Annotated in this window: 17 protein-coding genes and 1 pseudogene; 3 read left to right on the plus strand and 15 right to left on the minus strand. The window is 37.0% G+C overall.

From position 1 onward, the window contains the following. Positions 1-148: 148 nt before the first annotated feature. Positions 149-334, minus strand: a pseudogene (locus OZP09_RS09770) (DUF2200 family protein); the annotation flags it as partial. Between the two features lie 187 nt (positions 335-521). Between OZP09_RS09770 and OZP09_RS09775 the strand changes: the two are divergent. Further along, complete coding sequence (locus OZP09_RS09775) at positions 522-1778, plus strand: MFS transporter (RefSeq protein WP_269237607.1); 1257 nt, start codon at positions 522-524, stop codon at positions 1776-1778. A gap of 91 nt (positions 1779-1869) precedes the next feature. On the opposite strand, the gene OZP09_RS09780 is transcribed toward OZP09_RS09775, so the two are convergent. The 11 genes from OZP09_RS09780 to OZP09_RS09830 form a co-directional block, all read right to left on the minus strand. Further along, complete coding sequence (locus OZP09_RS09780; RefSeq protein WP_269237608.1) at positions 1870-2085, minus strand: hypothetical protein; 216 nt, start codon at positions 2083-2085, stop codon at positions 1870-1872. A gap of 77 nt (positions 2086-2162) precedes the next feature. Further along, a complete protein-coding gene (locus OZP09_RS09785; protein ID WP_269237609.1) occupies positions 2163-2459 on the minus strand; it encodes a hypothetical protein in 297 nt (98 codons plus the stop codon). A gap of 236 nt (positions 2460-2695) precedes the next feature. Beyond that, positions 2696-3067 (minus strand): hypothetical protein, encoded by a 372-nt coding sequence (locus tag OZP09_RS09790; protein WP_269237610.1) that lies wholly within the window; start codon positions 3065-3067, stop codon positions 2696-2698. Between the two features lie 387 nt (positions 3068-3454). Beyond that, positions 3455-4153 (minus strand): AAA family ATPase, encoded by a 699-nt coding sequence (locus OZP09_RS09795; RefSeq protein ID WP_281310685.1) that lies wholly within the window; start codon positions 4151-4153, stop codon positions 3455-3457. A gap of 321 nt (positions 4154-4474) precedes the next feature. Beyond that, positions 4475-4792: a type II toxin-antitoxin system RelE/ParE family toxin gene (locus OZP09_RS09800; protein WP_281310686.1), complete on the minus strand. Its 318-nt coding sequence runs from the start codon at positions 4790-4792 to the stop codon at positions 4475-4477. Next, complete coding sequence (locus tag OZP09_RS09805; protein WP_269237613.1) at positions 4792-5013, minus strand: hypothetical protein; 222 nt, start codon at positions 5011-5013, stop codon at positions 4792-4794. The genes OZP09_RS09800 and OZP09_RS09805 overlap by 1 nt, the downstream gene beginning before the upstream one ends. A 45-nt stretch (positions 5014-5058) precedes the next feature. Further along, on the minus strand, positions 5059-7491 hold the full coding sequence (locus OZP09_RS09810) for a glycoside hydrolase family 2 TIM barrel-domain containing protein (RefSeq protein ID WP_269237614.1): 2433 nt from the start codon (positions 7489-7491) through the stop codon (positions 5059-5061). 84 nt (positions 7492-7575) lie between these two features. After that, entirely contained in the window at positions 7576-11085 is a 3510-nt protein-coding gene (locus tag OZP09_RS09815; protein WP_281310687.1) for a malectin domain-containing carbohydrate-binding protein, read from the minus strand. Between the two features lie 283 nt (positions 11086-11368). Continuing rightward, positions 11369-14098, minus strand: a complete 2730-nt coding sequence (locus tag OZP09_RS09820; RefSeq protein WP_281310688.1) for an alpha-d-galacturonidase — start codon at positions 14096-14098, stop codon at positions 11369-11371. 156 nt (positions 14099-14254) lie between these two features. Further along, positions 14255-15142 carry a sugar phosphate isomerase/epimerase family protein gene (locus OZP09_RS09825; protein ID WP_269237617.1) on the minus strand — a complete coding sequence of 296 codons (888 nt, stop codon included), beginning with the start codon at positions 15140-15142 and terminating at the stop codon, positions 14255-14257. Positions 15143-15198: 56 nt separating this feature from the next. After that, positions 15199-16347 (minus strand): sialidase family protein, encoded by a 1149-nt coding sequence (locus tag OZP09_RS09830; protein ID WP_269237618.1) that lies wholly within the window; start codon positions 16345-16347, stop codon positions 15199-15201. A gap of 240 nt (positions 16348-16587) precedes the next feature. On the opposite strand from OZP09_RS09830, the gene OZP09_RS09835 reads away from it, so the two are divergent. Continuing rightward, complete coding sequence (locus OZP09_RS09835) at positions 16588-18933, plus strand: TonB-dependent receptor (RefSeq protein WP_269237619.1); 2346 nt, start codon at positions 16588-16590, stop codon at positions 18931-18933. 16 nt (positions 18934-18949) lie between these two features. Next, on the plus strand, positions 18950-20098 hold the full coding sequence (locus OZP09_RS09840; protein WP_269237620.1) for a PepSY-associated TM helix domain-containing protein: 1149 nt from the start codon (positions 18950-18952) through the stop codon (positions 20096-20098). Positions 20099-20169: 71 nt separating this feature from the next. Here OZP09_RS09840 and OZP09_RS09845 read toward each other — a convergent pair whose 3' ends face one another. The 3 genes from OZP09_RS09845 to OZP09_RS09855 all read right to left on the minus strand — a co-directional run bounded on the left by OZP09_RS09845 (position 20170) and on the right by OZP09_RS09855 (position 25520). Then, the gene (locus OZP09_RS09845) at positions 20170-21000 is read right to left on the minus strand and encodes a BRO family protein (RefSeq protein ID WP_269237621.1); all 831 of its coding nucleotides are present in this window, start codon (positions 20998-21000) and stop codon (positions 20170-20172) included. A gap of 51 nt (positions 21001-21051) precedes the next feature. After that, positions 21052-23805 (minus strand): glycoside hydrolase family 78 protein, encoded by a 2754-nt coding sequence (locus OZP09_RS09850; protein ID WP_269237622.1) that lies wholly within the window; start codon positions 23803-23805, stop codon positions 21052-21054. 149 nt (positions 23806-23954) lie between these two features. Then, positions 23955-25520 carry an MGH1-like glycoside hydrolase domain-containing protein gene (locus OZP09_RS09855; protein ID WP_281310689.1) on the minus strand — a complete coding sequence of 522 codons (1566 nt, stop codon included), beginning with the start codon at positions 25518-25520 and terminating at the stop codon, positions 23955-23957. Positions 25521-25923 lie beyond the last annotated feature (403 nt).

Raw genomic sequence — 25923 nt, forward strand, 5'->3', positions numbered from 1 at the left:
ATGGGGAGTAAGTGTCCTGTTGTGTACTGTATGAAAAGAATTATTTTAACGAAACAAAAATAAACTCTCTCTTTCTTTTGTAATAAAAAATATTAAGCACGTAAAATCTTTTCCATTTTTTTACCTTTTGCCAGTTCATCTACCAATTAAAGGTTATTTTTTGATCAATCAGTTCTTGCAATTTCTTTTCGTCATATCCCGTCAGCCATTCAATTACCTGATGCAATTCAGCTATCGTTCTGCCTTTTTTCTCCACTTTTGTTACATAATGCGGATAAACCGAAGCAAACGTCATTTGGGCTACACGTTCATTTTGTTTGTCGTTAGGTGTCATAAGCTTTTGGATTACATTAATCTGATTATCAATACGAAAATAACAGTTTCCTTGTAAATATTGTAACAACATCTACTCATTTCTGTTAGTTTATCAAAGCACACATTACATCGAAGTTAGATAGCAAAACAATTCTTTCCTCTGCGTTTGAATTTGTATATTCGCCCCATTATTTTGAAAAAGAAGAATGATTGCAAAATTGAATGAAAAAAAATCCTATCCATGGATTGTTGTGGGCTTGTTGTGGTTTGTGGCTTTATTGAATTATTTAGACCGGCAAATGCTTTCGACTATGAAGTCAGCCATGATGGATGACATTCCTGAATTGGCCAAAGCTGAAAATTTTGGTCTCTTGATGGCTATTTTTCTTTGGATATATGCGCTAATGAGCCCCGTTTCCGGAATTATAGCGGATCGGTTTAACCGAAAAAGAATCATCATAGGAAGTCTTTTTATCTGGTCCGGAGTAACTATGGCGATGGGTTATGCCACAACTTTCAATCAGATTTATATTTTGCGCGGGATTATGGGGTTTAGTGAAGCTTTTTATATTCCGGCTGCATTATCCTTAATTGCAGATTACCATCAGGAAAAAACACGCTCTTTTGCTATTGCCATTCATACCACCGGAATTTATTTAGGACAGGCACTGGGTGGTTTTGGAGCCACTATTTCTAAGCATTTTTCGTGGCATTTCAGCTTTCACTCAGTAGGTTTATTAGGTGTACTTTACAGTTTAGTGCTTCTATTTTTTCTACAGGAGAAGAAAACGTACTTTTTTGATTCCGCAAAAAAGTCATCTGTCGGTAATGAATTTAGGCAAATGTTCAAGGGATTGGGAATCTTATTCGGCAATATCTCCTTTTGGGTTTTACTCTTTTATTTTGCTTCACCAAGTTTACCGGGCTGGGCGGCCAAAAACTGGTTACCTACTTTATTTACTGAAACGTTACATTTAGACATGGCTCTGGCGGGCCCCATTGCAACGGTAACTATTTCCATGTCGTCCTTTTTTGGCGTTTTAATTGGCGGTGCCATTTCAGACAGATGGGTGATGAAACATCTTAAAGGAAGAATTTACACCAGCGCTATTGGATTGTTTTTGACCATTCCGGCCTTGTTTTTATTTGGCTACTGCTGTGACACAACAGCTATTATTTTTGGCGCTATCCTTTTTGGACTTGGATTTGGAATTTACGACACCAACAATATGCCTATTCTTTGTCAGTTTGTTGCACCACGCTACCGTGCTACCGGATATGGAATTATGAATTTTGTCGGTATTTCAGCCGGAGCTGTTATTACCGAGTTTTTAGGAAAAGCCGCTGATAATGGCGGAATGAGACACGTTTTTGTACTGCTGTTATTTGTAGTGGTTACTGCGATTGTTTTACAACTGGTTAGTCTACATCCAAAAACTATTGATATGACGGAAGGGGAATGATGGTTGAGGGTGTAAATACAAAAACTGTTGAGTTTATGCACCTGAAAGATGCTTACACTAGCTGGAGAATTAATTATTTAGCAATTATGAATCACGTTTTGTTTAGCTCAGATTCAGAAATAATTTTTCCGGTTTGAATATCTTCCTCGCTCATTAACAACATTTCGATTTGCTCTGATGATAAGGAAACAATCTCTTCGGATTGTGTTGAATCAAAAATACTATTTATGGCTTCCAACAGTCTTTCATTTTTAGTTGCTAAAATCCTGTCTATCAAACTATTTTTTATATTATCTAAAGCATTCATAGTTTTCTATTTTTTGTAAAGTTCGATATTTATTGTAATTTTTCCAAAGAACATTTTGCATGACTATGAATCTGGAATTATTTACTCGAATGATCAATTCTTGTATTAACCAAAACGGAATCGGAGTTGAAATTTACAATAAATGTTTTGGTTTCTACGGGATCAATATCTGTTCCGAAATCTGTATAAATTTCATATTGAAGCTGAATTGAATCTCCTGAACGTTCATTATAATTTTCTCCAAGTAATTTAGCCACTTCATTGTATTTTATGCCCGGTTTTAAATAATGATCTTTCAAATCCTGAATCATAAATTCACGATGATTGTAGTCTATATCATTTCTGGTTTTCCATTTGTTTTGTTCAAATTTCACTTGTTTTTGTTCGCAGGAAATTAGAATGATTGCAATTAGGAAAATTATACAGCAAGGTTTTTTCATCACTATTTATTGTCTTGTATTTATGAGGAGAAATAGACTTAAATTGAAAGATTGCAGAGCAAGGAGATTTTTAATTTTATTGTCTTCACGAGCGGGACGCTCGCCCCAGCCTGAGGGACAAGAACTTTCCTCTTATTAAAAAGTAAATAGCTTGTATTTACAGCACTTTATTATTTTATGATTTCATTTAGATCTTTGATAATTTTATCAACTTCTTCTTTGTTATCTTTTTTCCATCTGTTAAAAAGTTTACTACAACCTCTTCCGAAATATCGTTGATTCGATTCGTCATTAAACCATCGTTTATGATTTTTATCTGCAAAGTTCCCAAAGCAAGTCTGATGTGTAAAATTGTTACTGTCATCCCAAAAATCATCATTATCATCAAGTTTAAAGATAAAATCAAATAGAACTTTTTCAGGTTTATGTGTGCCTGGTAAAAATGCAGTTCTTGGTATCTTACGTTTTTGATGATTCTCTTTACCATCACCATCAAGAATAAAATTTGTTGATTTAAATATTGGATGTTTCGAATTTGCCATCTCAATGAGTGTTCCATCTGGAAAAGGACCTTTTATAATCTCTATTTTCTGTTTTAAATCACTACCATTTATAATATTTTTACACCAAATCTCTGCTACTTCATCTTCACATATAAATTGAATCTTTTCAACTTTTTTGGTTATACCTGTTTGTACTTTAATTACATTTTTAAGTAGCTCTATGTTAGGATTTACTTCATTAATTGCATTTTTGTTATTCCATTTTAAGAAATTAATTTTTGTTTCATCTCCTGCCTTTTTTGATAAATGCTCCAGAATTTCAATTGAGTGTGTTGTGAAAATAATTTGAACATTTAAAGATTTTGCTATACCATAAAGTTTCTCTATTAATTTTACTTGCGAACCAGCGTATAACGTTGCATCTATCTAGTCAATCAATAAAAGACCACCAATATAGTTCTCTTTTAACTCAGATTTTAATCTGCTAAATGAAATTACTGAAGAAATTATTTGACCAAGATTATCTTGTCCAGCAGAATTCCCTAAGTGACCGTAATCACTTGTCTTCATTGCAAACATGTTTTTATTTGTTGATTTTACAAACTCTGCTTCAACCACATCTCTTGTAATGTATAAAATTTCTTTTGAAAGTTTAGCAAAATAATTTTTATCATTATTCTCTAATTGAAAATCTTGGAGACTGATGATTTTTTCAGATGCCAGTGGAATTAGCCTTTTAAGCCCTAAATATATAACAGGAAAATTTAAGGCATTTCCTCTTCCGTCAAAATCTACTCTGTATCTGTTTTCTGTTTCTATTAATCTTGTAGACATTTTTTTACACTCTTCGTCTTCTGATTCTAAATAGTAGATGGAAACGTTGTATTCCTTATTGTAATCTTGTTCAGGACAAAACCTAAAAATTTCTGAATACTTTGATTTAAAATATGATTCAAGTAAAGTCTTATTTTTGTATTTGAAGTCAGATGCTTGTGCAATCCAACCAAGCAATGTGGATTTTCCTGTTCCATTTTGCCCTGCAATTGCAGTAATAACACTTCCTATTTCAATAGTTTGGTTGTTTATATGTCTGAAATTCTCAACTTCTAATTTTGTAAACTTCATATCTTGAATTATTCTGTTTAATATTTGTATCTGACTTATAAGTACTTGCCAAAAATAAGATTTTTCTTTACGAATATAACGCAATTTTTATTACAAATAACAAACCTAAAACAAGCGAAAATTACCTTATGAAACCAACTCCACGTATAAGGGATGGAAATGGCATCCTTTTCTTTTCCTTCTTTTAGGAAAAGAAAAGATATAATGGATAGCCTCCCGTAGTTATCGGGACAAGCATATGCCCAAACAGTAAAAATTAGATGCAAAGTATTTTCAATAAAAAAGGCTGACCTTTCGGACAACCTTTTAGAATTATTTGGATTATTTTGTTCTTTTAATTTTTGCCGGATTTTGTCTGGTATCAAAAACATCAGCAATCATTATGAGTTTTTGTTTGGAATCGATGAAGTAAATTATTTTATAATTATCGCAAATTAAATATCTATATTCATTTTCTCTGTCGAGCAATAATTCTTCAACTTGAGTAATTTCAGGATGCGAAAGTATTTTTTTGGATTCAAGAATGATTTTCTCAATTACATTTTTTGCAACTTGTAAACTTGCGTTTTCAATGTAATATTCAAAAATTTTGTCTAACTCCCTTTCTGCAAAATCGGACCAGATTACTCTAAAAGCCATTATTTGTATTTCGATAAAAGCTCTTCACTGGTCTTGAATTTACCACTTTTAAAGTCATTTTCTGACTGGTCGATTCTTGAATTTAATTCAGCAACAGACATCGGTTTTGTGTTTTTCTGTATTTTACTTTTCAGCAAATTTTCGAACTGAGAAACTAATTCTTCGCTTTGAAGTTTTAGAAACTCTTGTACAAATTCTATTTTTCTGGTTTGCAAATCCATAGCATTATATTTTATTCAAAAATACAAATTATTTTATAAAGGTGTTTATTCCACTTTTACAATTACTGTATTTGACATTCCATTTACAGAAGAAGCGGTTAACTGAATATTTTCCTTCTTCCCGTTTGACTGAATGATGGCGATACATTTACCATTGTATACTTTATAAGATGACGCTTTAAAAGAATCCAGATTGGCCTGATAACCGTTGTCAAGCCCAACCAGTTTTCCTCCGCCGGTTACTTCAAAATCGATTTTATGATCGGCATTCGGAATTAGATTGCCGTCTTTGTCAACTATAGAAACTGTTACGTAAACCAAATCGTAAGTATCGTTGTTGATCGTGGCTTTATCTGCCTGTAATGCTATTTTTGAAGCTGCTCCAGCCGTGTGGATTTCCTTTTCCAACACTACTTTTCCGTTCTTTCTGGAAATAGCTTTTAGCGTTCCCGGTTCGAATTTTACGCGCCATGAAATATGCAAATCGTCATTCTGTTTTGCTTTTTTACCCAATGATTTTCCGTTCAGGAACAATTCGACTTCATCCGCATTGTTGTAGTATGCCCAAACGTCAACTTCCTGATCTTTTTGCCAGTTCCAGTGCGGGAAAATGTGCAAAACAGGTTTCTTCGACCATTCGCTTTGGTACATATAATAAACATCTTTTGGAAGTCCCGCCAAATCGATGATTCCGAAATACGAACTGCGCGCCGGAAATGGATACGGATCGGGTTCACCTATATAATCAAAACCAGTCCACACAAAAGTACCTGCAATGAAATCGGAGTTTTTTATCGCTTTCCAGGTTTCTTCGTGCGTAGAACCCCAAAATGATTTTACATTATCGTAAGCCGAAACTGTCCAGTCTGCATTTCCATCAAATTCAGCTCCGTACTTAACGGGCCATGCCTTAATCACATCCGCAGGCTGGTCGTAATGTCCACGGGTTTCGAGAGCCGAAACAGTCTCAGAAGCAATTATTTTCTGCCCCTTGAAACGCGCTGGAAAGGTACCGTAATCTTCGTGTTTGTAATTGAATCCCAATAAATCCAAAGCACCTGACTGATAAATAAAATTCTTCTCCGGAACATTCTCGGTCAAAGCAGAAGTTACAGGGCGAGTGGTATCCAGATTTTTTACAATTTGCGCCAATTCTTTCGTAATCGCAATTCCGGTGCTGTCAAATTGTTCACGGATTTCGTTCCCAATGCTCCACATCATCACCGACGGATAGTTGCGGTCTCTCAAAATTAAATCTTCTAAATCTCTTTTGTACCAGGCATCCCATTCTTTATGAGCATCATTTTTCACTTTTGCTTTTTTCCAAACATCAAATGCCTCGTCCTGAACGATGAAACCCATTTCATCACACAACTGCATCATTTCTAAAGAATGCGGATTGTGTGACATTCTGATAGCATTACAGCCCATTTCTTTCAGCAAAGTCAGTTTTCTGCGAACGGCGTGAATGTTTTCTACCGACCCCAAAGCACCGTTGTCGTGATGCAGGCAGACTCCGTATATTTTGGTTGGTTTTCCGTTTAAAGAAAATCCTTTTTCGGCATCAAAAGAAAAAAATCGAATTCCTAATGGTGTTTCATAAGTATCAACTAATTTTTTATTCTCGTAAATTTTGGTAAGCACTTTATACAAATACGGATTTTCGGTATCCCATAAATTTGGATTTTTCACTTCCAGATTATGTATTTTTTTAGAATTGGCATTTGCAGCTATTTTTTCTGTTGACACTGCGTTGGCTACTTCTTTATTTTTAGCATTTACAATAGAGGTAACGAATTTGAATTCTTTTTCAGTATTTGCTTTATTTTCTATAGTTACTTCAAAATGTACCGATGCTTTTTCTTTACTGATTTTGGGAGTGGTTACATAAGTTCCCCAATGTGCTACGTGCAATTTTTCTACAGCCACCAAACGTACATTTCTATAAATTCCGGAACCGGTGTACCATCTTGAATTAGGCTGTGCATCGTTATCGACTTTTACGGCAATTACATTTTCTTGTTTTCCGAAATGCAGATAAGGCGTCATCTCATAAGCAAAAGAAATGTATCCACTAGGACGAATTCCCAGCGAATGGCCGTTAATGAACACTTCGCTGTTTTTGAAAACACCATCAAATTCTATCGAAATGGTTTTGTTTACCCAATTTTCAGGTAATGTAAATGTTTTGCGGTACCAGCCTTTTCCAGCCGGCAAAAATCCTTGCTTAGTTCCTGTTTTTAAATCTTTATTGAATGCACCTTCGATACTCCAGTCGTGAGGCAATTGCAAGGTTCTCCAATCGGCAGTGCTAAAATCAGCATTGACTGCCTGTGGATAATCACCTAATTTGAAGTTCCAGTTTTTGTTGAAATCTTCGACGATTCTGGCTTTTTTGCCTTGTGCGAAACTTGCCGTTGAAAACAGTATTGTTAAAGCGATTGCAATTTTTTGTAAAACATTTTTATGTTTGTTCATAAGCTTATTTTTTCACCGCAAATTCGCAAATTATTAATCCAAATTGGGAAAAATAAAATTTGCGAATTTGCGGTCATTTTAATTTTATTGAAACTCGAAATTATCCAGGAATAACCCTTTCAAATCATCAGATTCTATTGTTATTTTGTATGTTCCTGCATTGATGTAACCGCCGGAAGTGGTGTTCAAGACTTTCCATTTTTCAGTGGCGGACGGAAACTCGATAGTGTCATTTCGCATCATGATTCCGTAGGCGTCTTCCATTTTGAATTTGACTTTCAACGGAGTTTCGTTTCGGTTCATAAAACGGAAACGCATCAGATAAATTCCTGCCACTCCAGGTTTTACCTCAAATTCAATACTATTTTTTGCCTTTTGGGTAAACTCAATATAATCAGCTTTTTTGAAATTTCCTTTTTCGATTCCGGCTCCGGTTGTTTTTGCTTTTTCAGCTTCGATTAAAACAACAGGTCTTGAATCGTCTTTTTCGCCCATATCGTAAGTTGGAACAACGGCAATAGTGTTGTTTTCAAAAAACAGTTTTTCTCCTTTCTTAACTTTTTTATGGAAAACAGAAAATTCAACTCCATTCGAATTTTTAGCCACTTCAGCCATTTTTTTATAACCCGAAATCGAATCTTTGGATTTACTGAATAGATATATTTCCGAATCTTCTTTGATTGTAACTGAACCCGAAACTTTAGAACGATTGGAAAATATCAAATAATCCGCTCCAAAAACTTCTGAAGGTAATTGTGTAAAAACAACTTCAGCATCTGAATATTGTTTAGAATTAATATCCAGCCAAGAACTTACTCCATTGGCTGATTTATCATAATAATCTCTAACAAAATCTTGAATGTTTCTTGGCGAAGCCAAAGCTCCTTTAACCGTTTTGTTTTTGGTCGCAATGGCAATTGCCGAAATAATCGCCTGACCTGCTTTTACATTCGGGAATGAAATCTTGATTTTTCCGTTTTTGCTTTTTACGACAAAAGTTTTCTTCAAAGCAACATCGTGACCAACTTCTGACCAAATATCCAAATCTTTCAGCACAATATTGTCATTAATAGCTACATCAAACAAACGCCATCCTTTGCAATCCATTCCGCCACCGGTTCCGTACCAAGGTTCGGTGAAATACAATTCAACCAAATATTCACCATCGGGAGCCGGAAACTCGTAACGCAATTTGTCCATTCCGTATCTGAAATTTTGAAATAATTCTTGTTCTTTTGTTCCTGAAATCAGGTCGAATGTTTTTCTTTGGCTTCCATAAAAATCAGGCAATTGTTTGAAACCGTCTGTCCATGACAAAGAACCCCAGGTGTCCTCTCCACTTTTATGAACATCAGCATCCCAAGTACTCCATAACGAATCTGTAATAGCTGCACCACCACAATTCACTCGGTAAATATAATTGTAGCCTTTTTGAGGTTGCAACAAAGTTTCTTTTTGGGTTTCCAATGCTTTAAAATTGGGTGCTTTTGGCAAACTGTTCAATACGATATAATCTTTGGCAACCGCTTTTCCGTTTACATAACCCACGGCATACAAAACATTGTATTGAATATTGACATTATTAAACTGAAAATGCTGTCCGATTCCCGGATTTTTTAGTTTTCCTAATGACAATTTATTGACATCATTGAATAATTCGACTTCATCACAATTCGAATAGATATCGATTCCGTTTTTGATTCCTGCAGATTCCCAACGACTCGGCCAGGTGTGTGAAACGATATAGACCATCGGATTGGTTTTGTTCGAAACGTAATTGGCTCTGTACATATAATACGCATCCAAAGGTTCTCCCCAAATACTAAAAAGTCCTTTGTAATTGACTGGTCCCACTTTGTCAATGTCCCTGAATCCTTCTCCGTTCTGAACACGTCCCGGATTTTCGTGCGAAGCAAAAAGCCAGTTAAATTGTCCTGCGATTTTATCTTTTACGGATTCGGCTTCACGGACTTTGATTTCCATTAATTGTGAAAAACGGTTTTCGCTCAAAGTTCCTTTTTGATCAAATTCACCCTCGGTGTGCAGGTCATGTGAACGCCAGGCTCCGTATTCACCGTTTAATAATTGCGTGCTCATTTCAACATCGTAATTGTACGGATCGCCACCATAAGTTCCCGACCAGTTTTGAACGACATTCCAGTCGGTTCCTTCTCCACCGTTGCAGGTTGTCACGATGCGCTGTTGCGCTGACATCGGATCCATTTCGCGGATGATTTGGGTACATTCTTCGGCAAATGCTGCCGGAATGGTGCTTTCGTTTTGCAATCCCCACATTACGACTGACGCATTGTTTCGGCGTTCTTTGATCCATTCGCGTAATAAGGTTTTGAAATTTTCTTTGAATTCCGGCGTGTCGTACCAGATATGTGCCGAAAACTGACTCCAGAACAGGATTCCGTTTTGGTCCAGTTCTTCCTGATATTTTAAATTATGAGGTTGGTGCGCTTCGCGAAAAGCATTGAATCCTGCTCCTTTAATTTGTTCAATTCTCGAATGAATCTGTTCATCTGAAAACGAATGGCTATTCCCGATCAAATGTTCGTATTCGCAGGTTCCGTTGATGAATAAAGGTTCGTCATTAATAAAAAAGCGATTGTCTTTTCCATCACGGCTCATCGGCCAGCTTACCCAACGGATTCCATAAGGTGTTTTTAGTTCGTCTATTTTTTTTCCGTTCTCCCAAATTGTCGTAACCAATTGGTACAAATATGGGTCTTTAGGCGACCATAATTTAGGATTTGCAATCTCTGGAAGTGTTTGTGCTATTTGTTTTATTTCACCTGAAGTGTTTTTGATATCAGTTTTTACACTAACAACTTTCTTTCTGCTTTTATCGAAAAGAGTGTTTTCGATAGTTAGATTTCGGTTTGCATTGCCGTAGTTTTTAATTTCGGTTGTGATATTCAGAATGGCCTTTTGTTTGGAAGTTGCTTTGTCATTCCAAATGTGAATCCCGAAAGGTTCGATTCGAACATCATTTGTAACGACCAAAGTCACAGGTCTGAAAATCCCCATTGGCTGAGAGCCTTCGGAGAATCCCCATTCGCCAGAACAGCCACCGCAAACCCAAGGCAAGTCGGCAATGAATGATGGATGTGAAGCTTTTACAATTACGTTATTTTCTTTTTCGAAAGAAACGGCTTTTGTAATATCGACGGTAAAAGTGGTTCTTCCGCCTTTGTGTTCGCCTACTTTTTTGCCGTTGACCCAAACTGTGGCATACGAACTTACGCCTTCAAAAAAAAGGAATAATTGTTTTCCCTGGTCTTTTTTATCTAAAACCAGCCTTTTGTGATACCAGGCAGTTCCGTGTAAGTTCCCGTGTTTGGTTCTTAGAAAACCGTAATACTGATCCCAGTTGTGTGGTACGTTTACTTTTTGCCATTGTGCATCGACTTTTGGATTTTGCACAAAAGTTTCTTCCTTTTCGGGAAGCTGATTTAAAACAATGGTTTCCCAAGAGGAATTCAGCGAAACTTCTTTACGAAACTTCGCCGGTTCCTTTTTGCTTTGACTCCATGTGAAGCAAGCACCTACAAAAAAACAAAAAATAAAAAAAACTATTTTCTTCATACTTTATATTGAACCATATAAGTGATATAAGGTCATTTAAGTTTTTTGGTTTTCCTGCAAGGTTTCAAAAACCTTGTAGGTATGCTATTCTAAAATACCTACAAGGTCAGAAAAAGACCTTGCAGGAAGACTAAATTTCATTGTACCTCTTCGCGTGAGGGATGGCAGTGGAGCTCTCCCGATTTTTCATCGGGAAGCGGGAACGTACAGCCCGACCCACAGGGACACGCCCAAAAACTTATCTAATACCTACAAGGTTTTGGAAAACTTGCAGGACATCTCATTAATAAAACAACCAGTCTATTGCTCCTTTTTCGCCGGCATCGATGTAACCTACATCACGTGGCGTAACGGTTTGATTGGCGTCTATGAATCCTAAAATCAATACCCGACCTTTGCCTAAATCCAGTTTGTTTTCACCGGGCTGGAAGGTGTAGGTGTGAATGTTTATTCTTGGCAATTCTTTTAAATTCATGGCACTTGCCAGGATAACTTCGGCCTGACCGTGTGCATTTCCGGCTGCGTCTGTCTCTAAACTTGGCGGGAATAAGAATCTTTTCTGGTCACTGTTGAAATAACCTACCACAAGTTTTACGGCTTTTGTATTTTTGAATTTCAGGTGTGTTCCGTTTTCGTTTTGACTTGTTTCTTCGAAAGCGATTCCTTTTAGGTTCTGTAATTCAGGAGCTATTTTTGTCAGTTCTGAAATCGGTGTTCCGTACACTTTTGTTCCATTTTTGACTGCATAAGTTCCTTTGGTTTCGCTTAACAAAGTTACCTCAACAGGCTGCCACGGCTTGCCTTCCTTGGTTGCAATTTTACCATCTTTGGATGATTTCAGCAATTCTAAATTACGTTTAAAATTGGCTAATTCTCTTTCGTAATGCGGTAATAATTCGGCCCAGGTTTTGTTGTTTCCGTCGTCTCCGCCAATCGGGATTCGGCGTTGTGCTGTCTGCATGCTGTTCGCGTACAGATAACTGTCTTTTGTTAAATTGACCAATAATTCGTAATGCTTTATACTTTCTTCGAGATGCGGAAGCGCTTTGTCTAAATCGGAAATTTCGTTGGAATAACTGTATCGTAAAACCAATAAGGCGGCTTTTACTTTCTCTGAGAAGAAATCGGCGAAGGCTTTGTACGCGTGCATATCGTTTTTAAGACGCTCAAATTCTTCTTTGTCTTTTGTAACTTTTGGCTCTGCTTTATCAATGGCTTCAACAGCTAATTTTCCGTGTTGGGTGATTTCGGCGATGATTTGTGTTGGCGTTTCTCCAATGTGAAGTTCTTTGTTCCACTCTTTCTTGGCATATTCCAAAAGCAATTCGCCGACAGGTCCGCAAGATTCGTGGAATCCCGGATATACTCTCCATTTAGCCGGGTTTACCAATTGGCTTTCGAACATTCCTAATAATAAGGTTTGACGATTTCCTTCGGTAATTCCGAATCTACGTAATGTTTTTGGAGCAATTTCTCCAGACTCATCATAGGCTTTTTGAATGTTATTGGCTGCTTCTAAATCGGTTCCAAATTTTGCTGCCAAATCATTATCCCAAAATTTAATTTCTTCATTTCGGTCTCTTTTACTATCCCAGGCATATCTTGCCCAAGCTTTATACCAAATCCAGTCACGATCCATTTCTAATAATCGCTCGCCTGTTTTGGTTTTGTCTGCCGTGTAAGGCCAGTCCCAATAGGATGCCTGTGGGTAAAGGTGTAGTGCGTTGGCGCCGTGAATATTGTGCATTGCCTTAACTGTTTTCTGGATAAAATCTGGCGAACCGTAACGGAAAGGCTCCAAATTGGCTAAAATATGAACGTTTTCAATGTGAATTGACCCTAAAGAACTCAATTGTCTATGTGTTTCTGTCCAGGGACCGCGTGGCTCATACGTTGTCAGGGATTCGCCATTGTACTTGCTCATCGTGTATAAATTTTTATATACAGGCAAGGCTTTTGCCATTACGGCAGGTGCATCAGTATCGTGCGAGCGCAGGATAATTGGCGGTTCTTCGGTCTTTCCTAACGCTTTCATACCGTCCTGAACACCCGGAATAATGGTTTTATTGAACCATTCTACATCATCCTCAATCGTGTTAATGGCTTCTCCCAGACATACCAAAAGTCCAACATTTGGATATTTTTCGATAAAGGCTGTGATTGATTTTTTAGTATAATCAGCGATTTCAGGCGTGATTGGACGTGAACGATCTTGTGTTTTGATGTTGTAATGTTCCGCAAAAGGTTTGGAAACAATAATATTATAGAACATTTGGATTACCCATATTCCTCTTTTATTAGCTTCTACGGTAAGGTAATTATAAATTTCTTCGTTCTTTTTGAAATCTTCTTCGCTTACTTCCAATGCAAACGGATAACCTTTCAATTTCACCAATGAAGCAAAAGGATGTCCGTTCCATAAATACAAGGAATTCATTCGGTTTTCGACCATCATGTCCAAATACTTTGTCCAGAGTTTTTTATCATAAAACCAAGGGAAAGTTGCGGGCGTATATGGATATTCATAAACATCTCTGCCTGGAAGATAAAACGGTTTTTGCACTCCGATACAGGCGCCTCTCAAAACCATTTCGGGACTGTCTTCGATATTGATTTCTGACGGAATTTCGCCTGAAGTTTTGATTCGGTCTGCCAATTCCATTGCGCCGTACAACGCTCCGGTTGCATCGGTTCCTTCTATGTAAATGATATTTTTTTGCGTGCGGATTTGAAAGCCTTCTTTTTTGATTAGTTTAGAATCATCGATTTTAGCAGATTTGGAATTGGTTTTCCAAAAGTCAGTTCCTTTTTCGCCAATGATGATTATTTTGTCTTTTGATTTTTTTAGTTTGTCTGAAGAAGTCACTTTTAGCCCTTTTGCTGATAAGGTTTCTGCTAGTTTTTCTGCTCCATATTTTGCTCTTGGGGCATTGGCATCACGAACAATGGTAATGTTTTGTGCTGTTGCGAAAGTGGTACATAATCCTAAAAAAAGTAAGCTTAGATATTTCATTGTATTCATTTTTTTTCAGCTAAAGCTGAAGGTGTTTTTTTGACCGCAAATTCCACAAATTTTCACAAATTAAAATCGTGATATTTTGCCACAGATTACACGGATTCACACAGATTAAAAAATCCTTTTAATTCTTTTAATCTGTGGCTAATAATTTTAATTCTGAAAAATTTTCTTCAAATAGGCAACGTTAGCTCCGTAATTGGCTTTTACATTATGCACTTGGGTAACATCTCTTGAACGTTCTACGATTAGCCAGCCACTCCATTTCATTTCATCGAGCGCCTTTTTGATTTTTGGCATATCGACATTTTTATCGTTTTCCAGCCAAACGTTATCTGTTACGGATGCGTGAATTTGTGCCAGATGTTTTTTACCTAAAATCTTTAATTCTGAAGAAATATCTCTTCCGTTGTCGACTGCATTTGCAAAATTGAAAGAGCTTTTAATGTGTTTACAGCCAATTTCATCCAGTAATTTTTTCTCGTCAGTAGCGTTTAATGAGGTTTCAATAGCAATTACTCCCTCTATTTTACCGACTTGCTTTCCGGCCCATTTTAATCTTTCGATAATGATTGGACGTAACTCCGGATTTTTTGTCAAATCGCTTTCTGTTCCTAATGGAAGATAAGCGACTTTTACTTTCATATTTTTCATTGTTGCCACACAATCGTTGATCATTCTTGCAATTGAATCTCTTTTGGCAAAGGACTGGGCGTAAAATCCGGACATTGCAATCGAACTGATTCCGACTCCTGTTTCTTTGGACTTATCCAGAAACTTTTGTCTTTCAATCGGGTCGCCTAATTTGCTGTCGAAGGTTGGTCTTTTTCCCAAACCTCCCATATCGAGTTCGATTCCGTCTGCTTTTATTTCGCTCGCCAGACCAAATGCTCCTAGTTTTTGCCTTTTTAAAATCATCCAGTCGCAAACGGCTACTTTGTAGCGTTGCTTTTTCGATGATTGAGCTGAGATATTGAATGTTCCTGCCAAAACAATTGTCAGAACTACAGCGATAGTTTTAATGAAACTAGTATTTTTCATATTGTCTTTTTTAACCACAAATTGCACAAATTAGCACAAATTTTGATTTGTAAATCTTATTCTTCCTCTGCTTTAACTGCTTTCACTTCCTTGCCTTCATCGCCTGGCCAGATTCCGTTTTTGATTGGAAGTGCCACCAGTTTGCTTGGGTCAACTTTTACATATTTCAGCTTTTGTCTTCTCCAGGTGTACACGATATGCACCATTCCGTCTGAACTTTGGATGATCGATGGATACGAATATTGGCTTATTTTTGAGTCTTCCAAAACTAAAACCGCATTCCAGTTGATTCCGTCGTCAGAAATGGAAAGGTTTAAAGGCGTTCTTGGTCCTTTGGCTTCTTTTCCAGGAGGCAGAACGTGGTTATAAACCAATAAATGTTTTCCGTTTTTAAGGGTTACTGCATCGGTGCCTGAATTATTATTTGGCAATCCGATTAATTCTAAAGGTGTCCATGTTTTTCCGTTGTCTTTTGAGAATGTACTAAAAATAGCTCTGTTCTTAGTTCTTCCAATCGCTTGAATGCTTCCGTCTTTATGAAACAGAATACTTGGCTGAATGGCATTGATTTTTTGTTTTCCTCTTGAAATGGTATCCCCCATCACCCAGGTTTTTCCGAAGTCAGGAGTGGATTCCATACGCAAATGCCAGCCATTTCCTTCGGTACTTGACGGAAGTAATACTGTTCCGTTGCTCAATAAAACCGGTTTGTTTTTGATTGGTCCCAGAAAATCTTTACTTGGCATATCAATCTTATCCGACCAGGTTTTTCCGCCATCAGAAGACGTTCTGTAAACACCCCACCACTCGGATGGTTTTGGTCCGATTTTATAAAACAGCATCAAATCACCGCCCGGAATTTGGTACAAAACTGGATTCCATGTTGGAAATCTTGTTCCGTCTGGCATCACGCCATCCGCTACCTTAACTGCTTCTCCCCATTTATCAGTACCTTTTGGTTTGATGGCTACATAAATACAAACATCAGGATGTCTTTCGTGCGAGCCTCCAAACCAGGATGCTACTAAATCTCCGTTGGCTGCTTCTGCAATAGTTACGGCGTGGCAGGAAGGATAAGGCGCTTTTTCGAAGATAAATTCATCTACCAAAATCCCTTCTTTCCAGGTCTTTTTTTCCAAAGCAGATTTACAGCTTCCCAAAAGTAGCAGTCCGAACAAAGCAATAGTTAGGTGAGTGAGTTTCATTAATTTATTCTTTTAAAATATTATGAGGTTTATTTTCAATGGATTATACAAATATCCGAATATAAAATTTATTAAGTGTAAAAATAACACTAAAAAAATAGCAAAGTGACCTGTACCGTCCTGTTTTTACAAAAACTATACCTAAAGTTAATTATAAAAAAATAGACTAAAAAATTATTATTATTTAGAATAAATAAAAATAAGTGATTTATATTTGCAAAAAATTAACAATCCAAAATAATGAAAAAGAAATTATTATTAAGTGCATTTTTTAGCTTAATGTGTGCTATTATGTTTTCACAAACAGCAGGTATTTCAGGGAAAGTGAAAACAGCAAACGGAAATTCATCAGAATTTGTAAATATCAAAATAAAAGAAACTTCCCTTTTGACAAAGACAGACAGTAATGGCGAATTTTCAATGCAAAAACTTCAAAGCGGAAATGTAACATTGGTGGTATTTGCCATGGGATGTGAAACACAAGAAATTGCAGTTGAACTAAGAGAAAATGAAACTACTATTGTTCCTGATATTTTTCTGGCTGAATCTACGCATCAATTACAATCGGTAGAAGTTGTAGGACGAAAAAAATCTTCTTATAAAAACGACCATACCTTCTCAGCAACTAAACTGGAAATGAGGGTTATTGATGTTCCTCAAAGTATTTCATTTGTAACAAAAGAACTGATTCAGGATCAGCAGGCATTGCGTTTAAAAGATGTGGGTAAAAATGTTGCAGGTGTAAATGAATTCAGTACTTATGATGATATTACAATCAGAGGTTTCAGAAACAATGACAGCAACGGAAGATTGATTAATGGTTTACGTGGAGTAAACAGTTTTTGGACAAGTCCTTTATTGGTAAATATTGAAAGAGTTGAATATATAAAAGGTCCAGCATCTGCTGTTTTTGCCAATTCAAGTCCCGGAGGTACAGTAAATATGATTACCAAAAAACCATTGGATGAAACCAGACAGGCAATTCAGTTTACAACAGGCAGTTTTAACACTTTTAGAACCACAGCTGATTTTACAGGTACTGTAAATGAAGACAAATCATTGTTGTATAGATTGAATCTGGGTTACGAAAATGCAGATACTTTTAGAGATCAGATCAGCAACAAATCAATAGTAATTGCTCCTTCTGTATCGTTTATTCCAAAAGAAGGAACCCGTTTTAATGCAGATTTGGTTTACACTGACCTGAATACTAAACTGGACAGAGGAAGAACTATTGTACAGGGCACGACAGATCTTTTTGCAACACCTATTGGTTTTAACATTGCCCAGCCAAATGATTATTTAAAAAGTAAAACTTTGGCATTGACGTTATCTTTTAGTCAGTTAATCAATAAATATTTAACATTCAACGCATCATACCTAAAAGTACGATATGATGAAGAATTAAACGAACACGGTTTTAACGGATACATCACGCCTACACTAATATCGATGTATTTTAATGATAGAAAAACAATCCAGCACGGAAATAACCTGTCTACTTATTTCTCTTCGAAGTTTGAAACCGGAGTTTTGGAGCATCAGTTAGTAGCAGGTTATGATTATATTAATGGTGAGATTAATCAATACCAAAGAGATGCAGAGAATGAAACAGGCAATGTAAAAAACTTTGATTTATTGAACCCAACTTATTCTATCAGAGATATTGATAAATATGAGTACAATGACCCTACAAATGATGTAACGAATTATTACACTAATGGAATCTATTTACAGGATTTAATTAAGTATAAAAGATTACAACTGCTACTAAGTTTAAGACAAGAATTTTATACTTTCCCGGAAAATGCTTCAGCTGGAATTACAGACGGCAAAAAATCTGAAAAAGCACTAATGCCAAAAGTGGGAATTACTTACAGCATCACTGATAACATCAATGCTTATGGCACTTTTGCCACAGGTTTCGAAGCTCAAAATGCTTCAACGGTAGGTAATGCTAATGCAGGAGGACCTTTTGATCCAATGACCAGTAATTTATTTGAAATAGGTTCGAAGGGAGAATTCTTTAACAGAAAACTTTTTATCGGAACAGCGGTTTATCAGATAACAAAAAATAATATACTCGTAAGTGCCAATGACGCATCGAATCCGGATTTACTGGAACAAAGAGGTCAGGAACGTGCAAGAGGTTTTGAAATTGAAGCTGTTGGTAAGATAAACAACAACTTAAGCATTAATTTGAGTTATGCTTATAACAATGCTATAATTACTGAGTCTGTAAAAGGTGATATCAATAATCAGGTTGGACTGACTAAAGAAAATGCACCGAAACACATCAGCGGAAGCTGGATTAAGTACAGTTTTAATGAAGGAAAAATTAAAGGTTTAGGTTTGGCAATTGGGCACAGTCAGGTTTCAGAAAGAGAAACATTTGTGAGAACTTTACAACTTCCTTCGTATGTTGTTTTTAACACTGCAGCATATTACAAAGTAGACCGTTTTACAATTGGAGTGAACTTCAACAACATTTTTGATAAAGAATATCTAGTGGGTGGCTACAACTATCAGCGAAATTTTACGGGTGCACCGAGCAATTTCCTTGTAAATGTTGGATATACTTTCTAAACAGTTAAATTAATTAATGAGAAAAATTTTAAATAAAATACATCTATGGCTCGGGCTTGCATCCGGGCTTGTTGTATTTATAAGCATGCTCGCTGCCGGTATTTTTGTCTGGGATGAAGAATTGTCGCTTTGGTATCACAGCGAAAAATATATGGTGCCTGAAGTTAAAAATGCTGCCTTACCATTAGATAGTCTGACCAAAATCATCAAGCAGAAACATCCTTTGGCTGATTATGCAGAAATTAGCAGCGATCCCAAAAGAAGTTATGTTTTCACCTCTTATAAAGAAAATATCAAACCTCACTGGACAGCTGCTTCTGATTATGAAAATTACAGTCACATTTACATTGATCAATACACAGGCAGGGAATTAGGCGAAGTCGATTTGAAATATGACTGGATATTTAATACCAGACTGTTGCATCAGAATTTACTTTTAACTTATGATGTAGGACATTATATTGTTGGTATAGCCACGCTTATCATTTTTATAATGATTCTGACAGGAATTTACTTATGGTGGCCCAAAAACAAAGCTGCTTTAAAACAGAGAATATGGTTTCGATGGAAAGATACTACTAGATGGAAACGTAAAAACTATGATCTCCACAATATCGGGGGAATCTATACTTTTTTGTTTGTTTTAATTTTTGCAATTACAGGACTGGTGTGGACTTTTGACTGGTGGACGAATGGAATTTACAGAATCTTAGGAAATGACCCCGAAAAAATCTGGAGTAAACCACCCGAAATAAATAAAGACGATCAGAAAAGAACAATGAACCCATTAGAAACGATCGTTGCTTTCACAAAGAAAAAGATTCCTGACTACACCACAATTGGATTGTCGATTCCTGAAGATTATGATAAGGTTTCTGTTCCGGTAGCTGCTTTTATCAGGCATAAAGGCAATTCTGGCTGGGATGAATCAGACAGTTATACTTTTAAAAGTCTGACTGGCGAAAATTATTTTGTCGTTACCCACGATGACAAAACCCTGGGAGCAAAATGGAGAAACAGCAACTACGCCATTCACACCGGCAGTATTTATGGACTACCAACCAAAATATTAGCCTCTTTAATTGCACTATTTTGTGCTTTTTTACCTGCCAGCGGTTTTTTAATCTGGTGGGGACGTAACAAGAAAAACAAATCAAAAAAATAACAAAAAAGGGATAATTATTTTTCAATTATCCCTTTTTTGTTATTATCTGGAAAGATATTATTACTTATTTTTTATTCAGGCAAATCTTTTTTCTTTGGAGGCAAAAAATTCTCTCCCGTTACTACATTTTTACCTGTATTTTGTTCTAATTCTATTCTTGCATTTTTAGCCACCGCACCGCCTTTTTTACTTGCAACAGCATTTTCCAGTAACCCTTTTGCTTCATCATTTTCGGCTATTTGTCTTGTAGAGAGTTCGGCTAATGCTGTAAAAATCAATTCTGCTTCGCTCATGTGGTCACGCAGGTTTTGTGATTTTAATCCTTTGACTTCCTTGTGTTTCTTCACTGAAAGTCCTGTCCATTCCTGATGAATGATATTGGTTAGAATAGCAAATTCGTTTTTCTCTTCAATGCCTGCATCTTTCCAATAATCCGTTAGTTTGTTTCTAGTCTCCTGCCCCATCATTCGTTGCTGAATCCACTTTTCACTTCGCCCGTGCTGTTTCCAGTTTTCTCTGGCGCGGTCTATACTTTGTGAAGGATCCTGAATTTCCTGTATGCGTTCATATCCTACTTTTGCCAGCCATTGTTTAAAGGGTTCTGCTTTTGGTGATGGAATGGATTGTACTAATCTAAAAATATCCTCAACATTGCCTACATCAGTCAAACGCATTTTACCATCTTCGGCAACCAATTTCAACCGGTTACAATTTGTAACCGTTTCATTTCCTTCTTTTAAAAGTCGGCTTTTCAACACTTTCCAATAGTTTCTTGCTCCCTGATAATGAGGTTGATTGGTAAGTATTTCTATAATATCAATAATTGAAAAATACCAGATTTCATTATCCGCATCATAATGGCTTCGTACTTTTTTATCTTCAAAAATTTTAACAGCATCCATAAATTACTTCTTTAAACTTACTGATACAATAATACGAAAAACCTTCTTTATTTACTTCACATTCAAAACATAAGACCCCGATTCTAAAGTCAGGACTATGTTACTGTTTTCTGTTTTATAAGAAGCTGAAGATTTCTCCAGTTTCTGATTGTTTACCGTTACCGATGAAGCATTCGTTGTTGGCAGATACACTAACGCCGATGAATTGGCTGGAATGGTAATTTTCCACTGCAATGAATTTTTAGTTTTCTTCCAGTCGCTTTTAATTGTGCCGTAAATCGATTCGTAAGCTGCATTTACAAAAGTCAGTCCCGCATTAAAATCTGGTTTCATAATAATTTGTTTGAAGCCCGGAGTTTCCGGATTACTTTTGATTCCTGCCATATTTTCGTAATACCAAATAATTAAATCACCCAAAAGCATCACGTGGTTTTGCGAATTCATGGATGGATCAGCGGTATTTCCGTTCCATAATTCCCAAATGGTCGTGGCACCGTTTTCAACCATAAAGCCCCAGCTTGGGTAGGTTTTGTTTGAAGCGAGTTTATAAGCCAAATCACCTCTTCCAAAATTAGTAAGTGTTCGCATTAAAAACTGTGTTCCGATAACGCCTGTACTGATATGCCCTTGTTTAGTCACCTCAACTTCATGAGCCATATTTTGGAAAACCTTGTCTTTCACATTTTCAGGAACCAAACCAAAAGCCAAAGGCAGGACATTTGCCGTTACCGTATTATTAGCATAGTAATTTTTTTCAGTATTCAAAAATTTCGCATTAAAAGCTTTTTTGATTCTTGTTGTCAAATCATCGTAATAAGCAATATCTGCAGCATCTGCATTTGAGATTTTAGCGAACTTTTTCATTGTGTTCAAAAGCTGAAAGTAGAAAGCACTTGACAACAATTGTCCGTCCGTCATACGAGCAGGATCTTTGGAACGGATTAATTCCAATGATTCCGGCGGAACGCACCAGTCACCGTATTTGTCCTTGTCTATTAAATCATTTTGAAGATAATTTTCTTCCATATACAACATCCATTTTTTCATTGATGGATATTGTTTTTTAATCACTTCTGCATCTGCAAATTGCTGATACAGCATATCGGCAACTGTGATATACGTTCCCGGCCAGGTTACATTATCGCCGTAATAACGCCAAAATGCCGGCGCTACATCAGGCAATCCTCCGTCCTGTGTTTGTGAAAATTTAATATCGTCCAGCCATTTGGCATATAAAGTCTGATTATTGAATAAAAAACTTTCGCCATAAGCGCCTGTTGTACGATCTCCCAACCAAGGCTGACGCTCGTTTCGCTGTGGACAGTCGATTGGCATTCCTTTGTAGTTTCCGCTGATGCCCCACCAGGCATTTTTGAAAATCTGGTTTATCGTCGCATCCGAAGATTCGAAAGTTCCTGTTGTTTTGATATTGTCATAAACTACTTTTCCAACAAAATTATCCAAAGTTGGTTTGGTCGGGAAACCCGAAATTTCTACAAATCGAAATCCGTGGAATATAAAACGTGGTTCCCAGATTTCTTCGCCTTCGCCTTTCAGCGTATACACATCGGTTGTTTTCGCATCACGCAAATTGGCAATATATAACGAACCATCAGCCTGCAAAGACTCGGCAAATTTCATTGTCACCTGATCGCCAGATTTCCCTTTTACTTTCAGTTGCAGCCAACCTACCATATTCTGACCCATATCCAAAATATACGTTCCTTTGGCAGTCGCTTTGATCGAAATCGGTTTTACCTCGCCTTTTATTTTCATATTCGGCGTCATCTGCGCTTCGTAAAAACCGCCCGGTTCCTGAACGTATCTTGCATTTACCCAGTTCTTATCATCAAAATTGGTTGTCGCCCAGCCTTTCATTTCCTTGCGGGCATTGTATTCTTCACCGTCGTATTCGTTATTGGACAAGATTGGTCCGTCGGTTGTTAGTTTCCAGGTGTCGTCTGTTCGGATAACGTCTTTCGTTCCGTCTGTATATTCTACAAACAACTGCAAAGCCATTTTCGGGAAACCAAAAGATTTGATTTTATAGGGTTTGTAATCCTGACGCATCGCAAAAAAACGTCCGTTTCCTAAAATCGTTCCGAGCATATTTTTGCCTTCCTTCAATTGCGAAGTCACATCAAAAACATTGTATTTTACGTTTTTGGTATAATCCGTCGGAACGGGTGCCAACACCTGATCGCCAATTTTATTTCCGTTAATGTACAGCTCGTACAAGCCCATTCCCATTAAGTAAATCTTGGCACTTTTTACCTGTTTTTTTACATTGATTTCTTTTCGTAAATAACGCGCCGATAATCTCGAATACTGGGAAACGCTATCGTCTTTCGACAACTTTTCATAACCAATCCAGCGTGTCGATTTCCAGTCGGCATAGGTCAAAATTCCGATGCTGAAATGGGCAGTTGAAGCCGATTTTATTTCCCCTTTATTCGTAGAAACGATTACTTTCCAAAACGCATTATCTCTGTCTTTTAGCTTTTTTCCGTTGTAAATAATATTAACAGATTCATCACTTGTTACTTTTCCGCTGTCCCATAAATCGGCTTTATTAGCATTCAAATTTTCTAAAGTCGAAGCCACTAAAATTTGATAGGCGGTTTGTTTTAAAGCATTAACATCTGATTGCATCTGCCAGCTCAAACGCGGTTTCAAAACATCGATTCCTTCCGGATTGTTTAGCATTTCGCATTGCAGATTAATCACGCTGATTTTGTTTTGGGCTTTCGCCGAAAGTGTAAAAAGTAAAATGATTAATGTAAGATGTAAAAAAAACTTTTTCATTTATTTTTATTTTTTTGTTCTCATTTTTGTCATCCCGACGGAGGAGGGATCTTCACAAGAAACTCCGTAAAGTAATTCAATCTTTGTCGATTCAGCTTGCGGAGATTCCTCGTTCCTCGGAATGACAAACTGGACTTAAAATTTACTAATTATTCTGCCACTAATTTCTCCAATTTTTCCGAAACCGCAATTTCCTTCCCATTCTTAAAAATCCTAAACCCTTTTCCTTTACCATATTTCTCCCCTGTTTTGTCCCAAAGAATCGTAATGATATTCCCGTGATACAACACATTATCCAGACAGAACCAATCCCATTTTTCCTGTGGAATCAACGGATTCACTTCAATTTTTTCATCCGCTCGCGGGCGTAAACCAACCAGTCCCGTAATCATCAAATCGTTAAAGGTCGAATGGTTGTAATAACGGCTTCTTTCCCGGTCGCCCATCAGCCAATAGCCCGTCGTTTCGTCCAGGTATTCCCCAACATACGGCTTTCCACGGTAATATTGCGACTGCACATACAACTCCATTTGTTTAAAATAATCCGTTTTGGCAACAAACTTCTGGTCGTAATTATTCAGCACATTTGCCAAAGCCGTCAACGTTTGTGAACTCGCAAAAGGCCAGATCGCACCGTCCCATTCACAGGTTCCCGTTCCATGAGTCCTGAAACGCGGACTTCTTCGCTCGGCAGTTGTCAATCCAAACGGTGCCGAAAATCCTTTTTCATCCTTAATCTGCTCCCAGGCTTTTTCAAAACCTTTGTCTTTTTGTGGCAGGTTAAAATACCACGGAATAAATCCAATTGCCTCTCTCACTTGCGCCAGCGTATCTTTTTCGGTAAAAGTTTCAAAAAATTCACTCTTCGGATTCCATAATTTCGTTTCCACCAATTGTTGCAACACATCGGCTTTAGCTTTGAATTTTGCTTCGGCTTCCTTATCGCCTTTCATACCGGCCATTTTTGAAATCGCCATCGCATTGCCATACATATAACTGTTAATCGTTGGGCGTGCATTTTGTACTTTTCGCCCGCCACTCAGCGATTCTTCCATTCCGTCTTTTACATCGTGTTGCCAAAACAAACCATCCTTGCGCTGACGGTCTTTTTCCCAAACCGCATAATCCGTAACCATATCCGGGTACATATCCAATAAGAATTTTTCATCCTTATTCACTAAATAGCGATTGTACAAAGCATCGGCAGTCCAGCTACTGAATTTATACAACTTGTTCATCGGTTTTCCATCATTGCCACGGTACCAGATTTTCACATCCTGCTCAATGTATTTTGGATCGTGAACCCAGCGGAATTCATTGATATGATGCCCCACAGCACAGGCAATCAAATTGTATTTATCGGCATAGGAACGATCGACCAAAAACTCCGTAATTCCGTAACCAAGCGGTGTTTTTTTGATGTGTTTTCGAGCGCTCCACCAACGATAATAATAGATTTCCTCAAAATTCTGCTGTGGACATTCAAACAACGGAATATTCTTTTCCATCCACGCCCACGCACTGTCATTCGGAATCGCAAATTTCAGGTTTTCGTCTTCCATCGTGTTGAAATAATCAACATAATGTTTAAAATTTTCTTCCTTTAAAATTACCGAAGTCCCTTTTTGCGAATGTCCCGCACCCGATTTACAACTGCTCAATGAAGCAATCAAAATTGTAAAAACGATTATTTTATATTTAAAATGATATAACATGTTCAAAATGATTATTTTATTTTTTATGGCGTGCCCCTCCGTGAAAAACTTCGGGTCGTGCTTTACGTTCCCGCTTTTTTTTGTTCGGCAGAAAAAGCCTCTCTAAAAAAGAGCTCCACTGCCATCACTCACGCGGATAGACGTTCTCAGTTTCCAACTATTGCAAGGTTTCCAAAACCTTGTAGGTATATTTAATTTCAATTCTTTTCTCATAGTTTTGTCATTTCGACATAAGGAGAAATCACATCCAATATTCCACAACAGTGAGTGCTCAACTTGTGTGATTTCTCCTTACGTCGAAATGACAAACTAGACTTATTATTTATACCTAACAGGTTTTAAAAACCTGTTAGGAAACTCTATTCTCAGATTTAATAATTTGTGCAAATCTGTGTAATTTGTG

This window comes from Flavobacterium flavigenum, assembly GCF_027111255.2.
Classification (GTDB): domain Bacteria; phylum Bacteroidota; class Bacteroidia; order Flavobacteriales; family Flavobacteriaceae; genus Flavobacterium; species Flavobacterium flavigenum.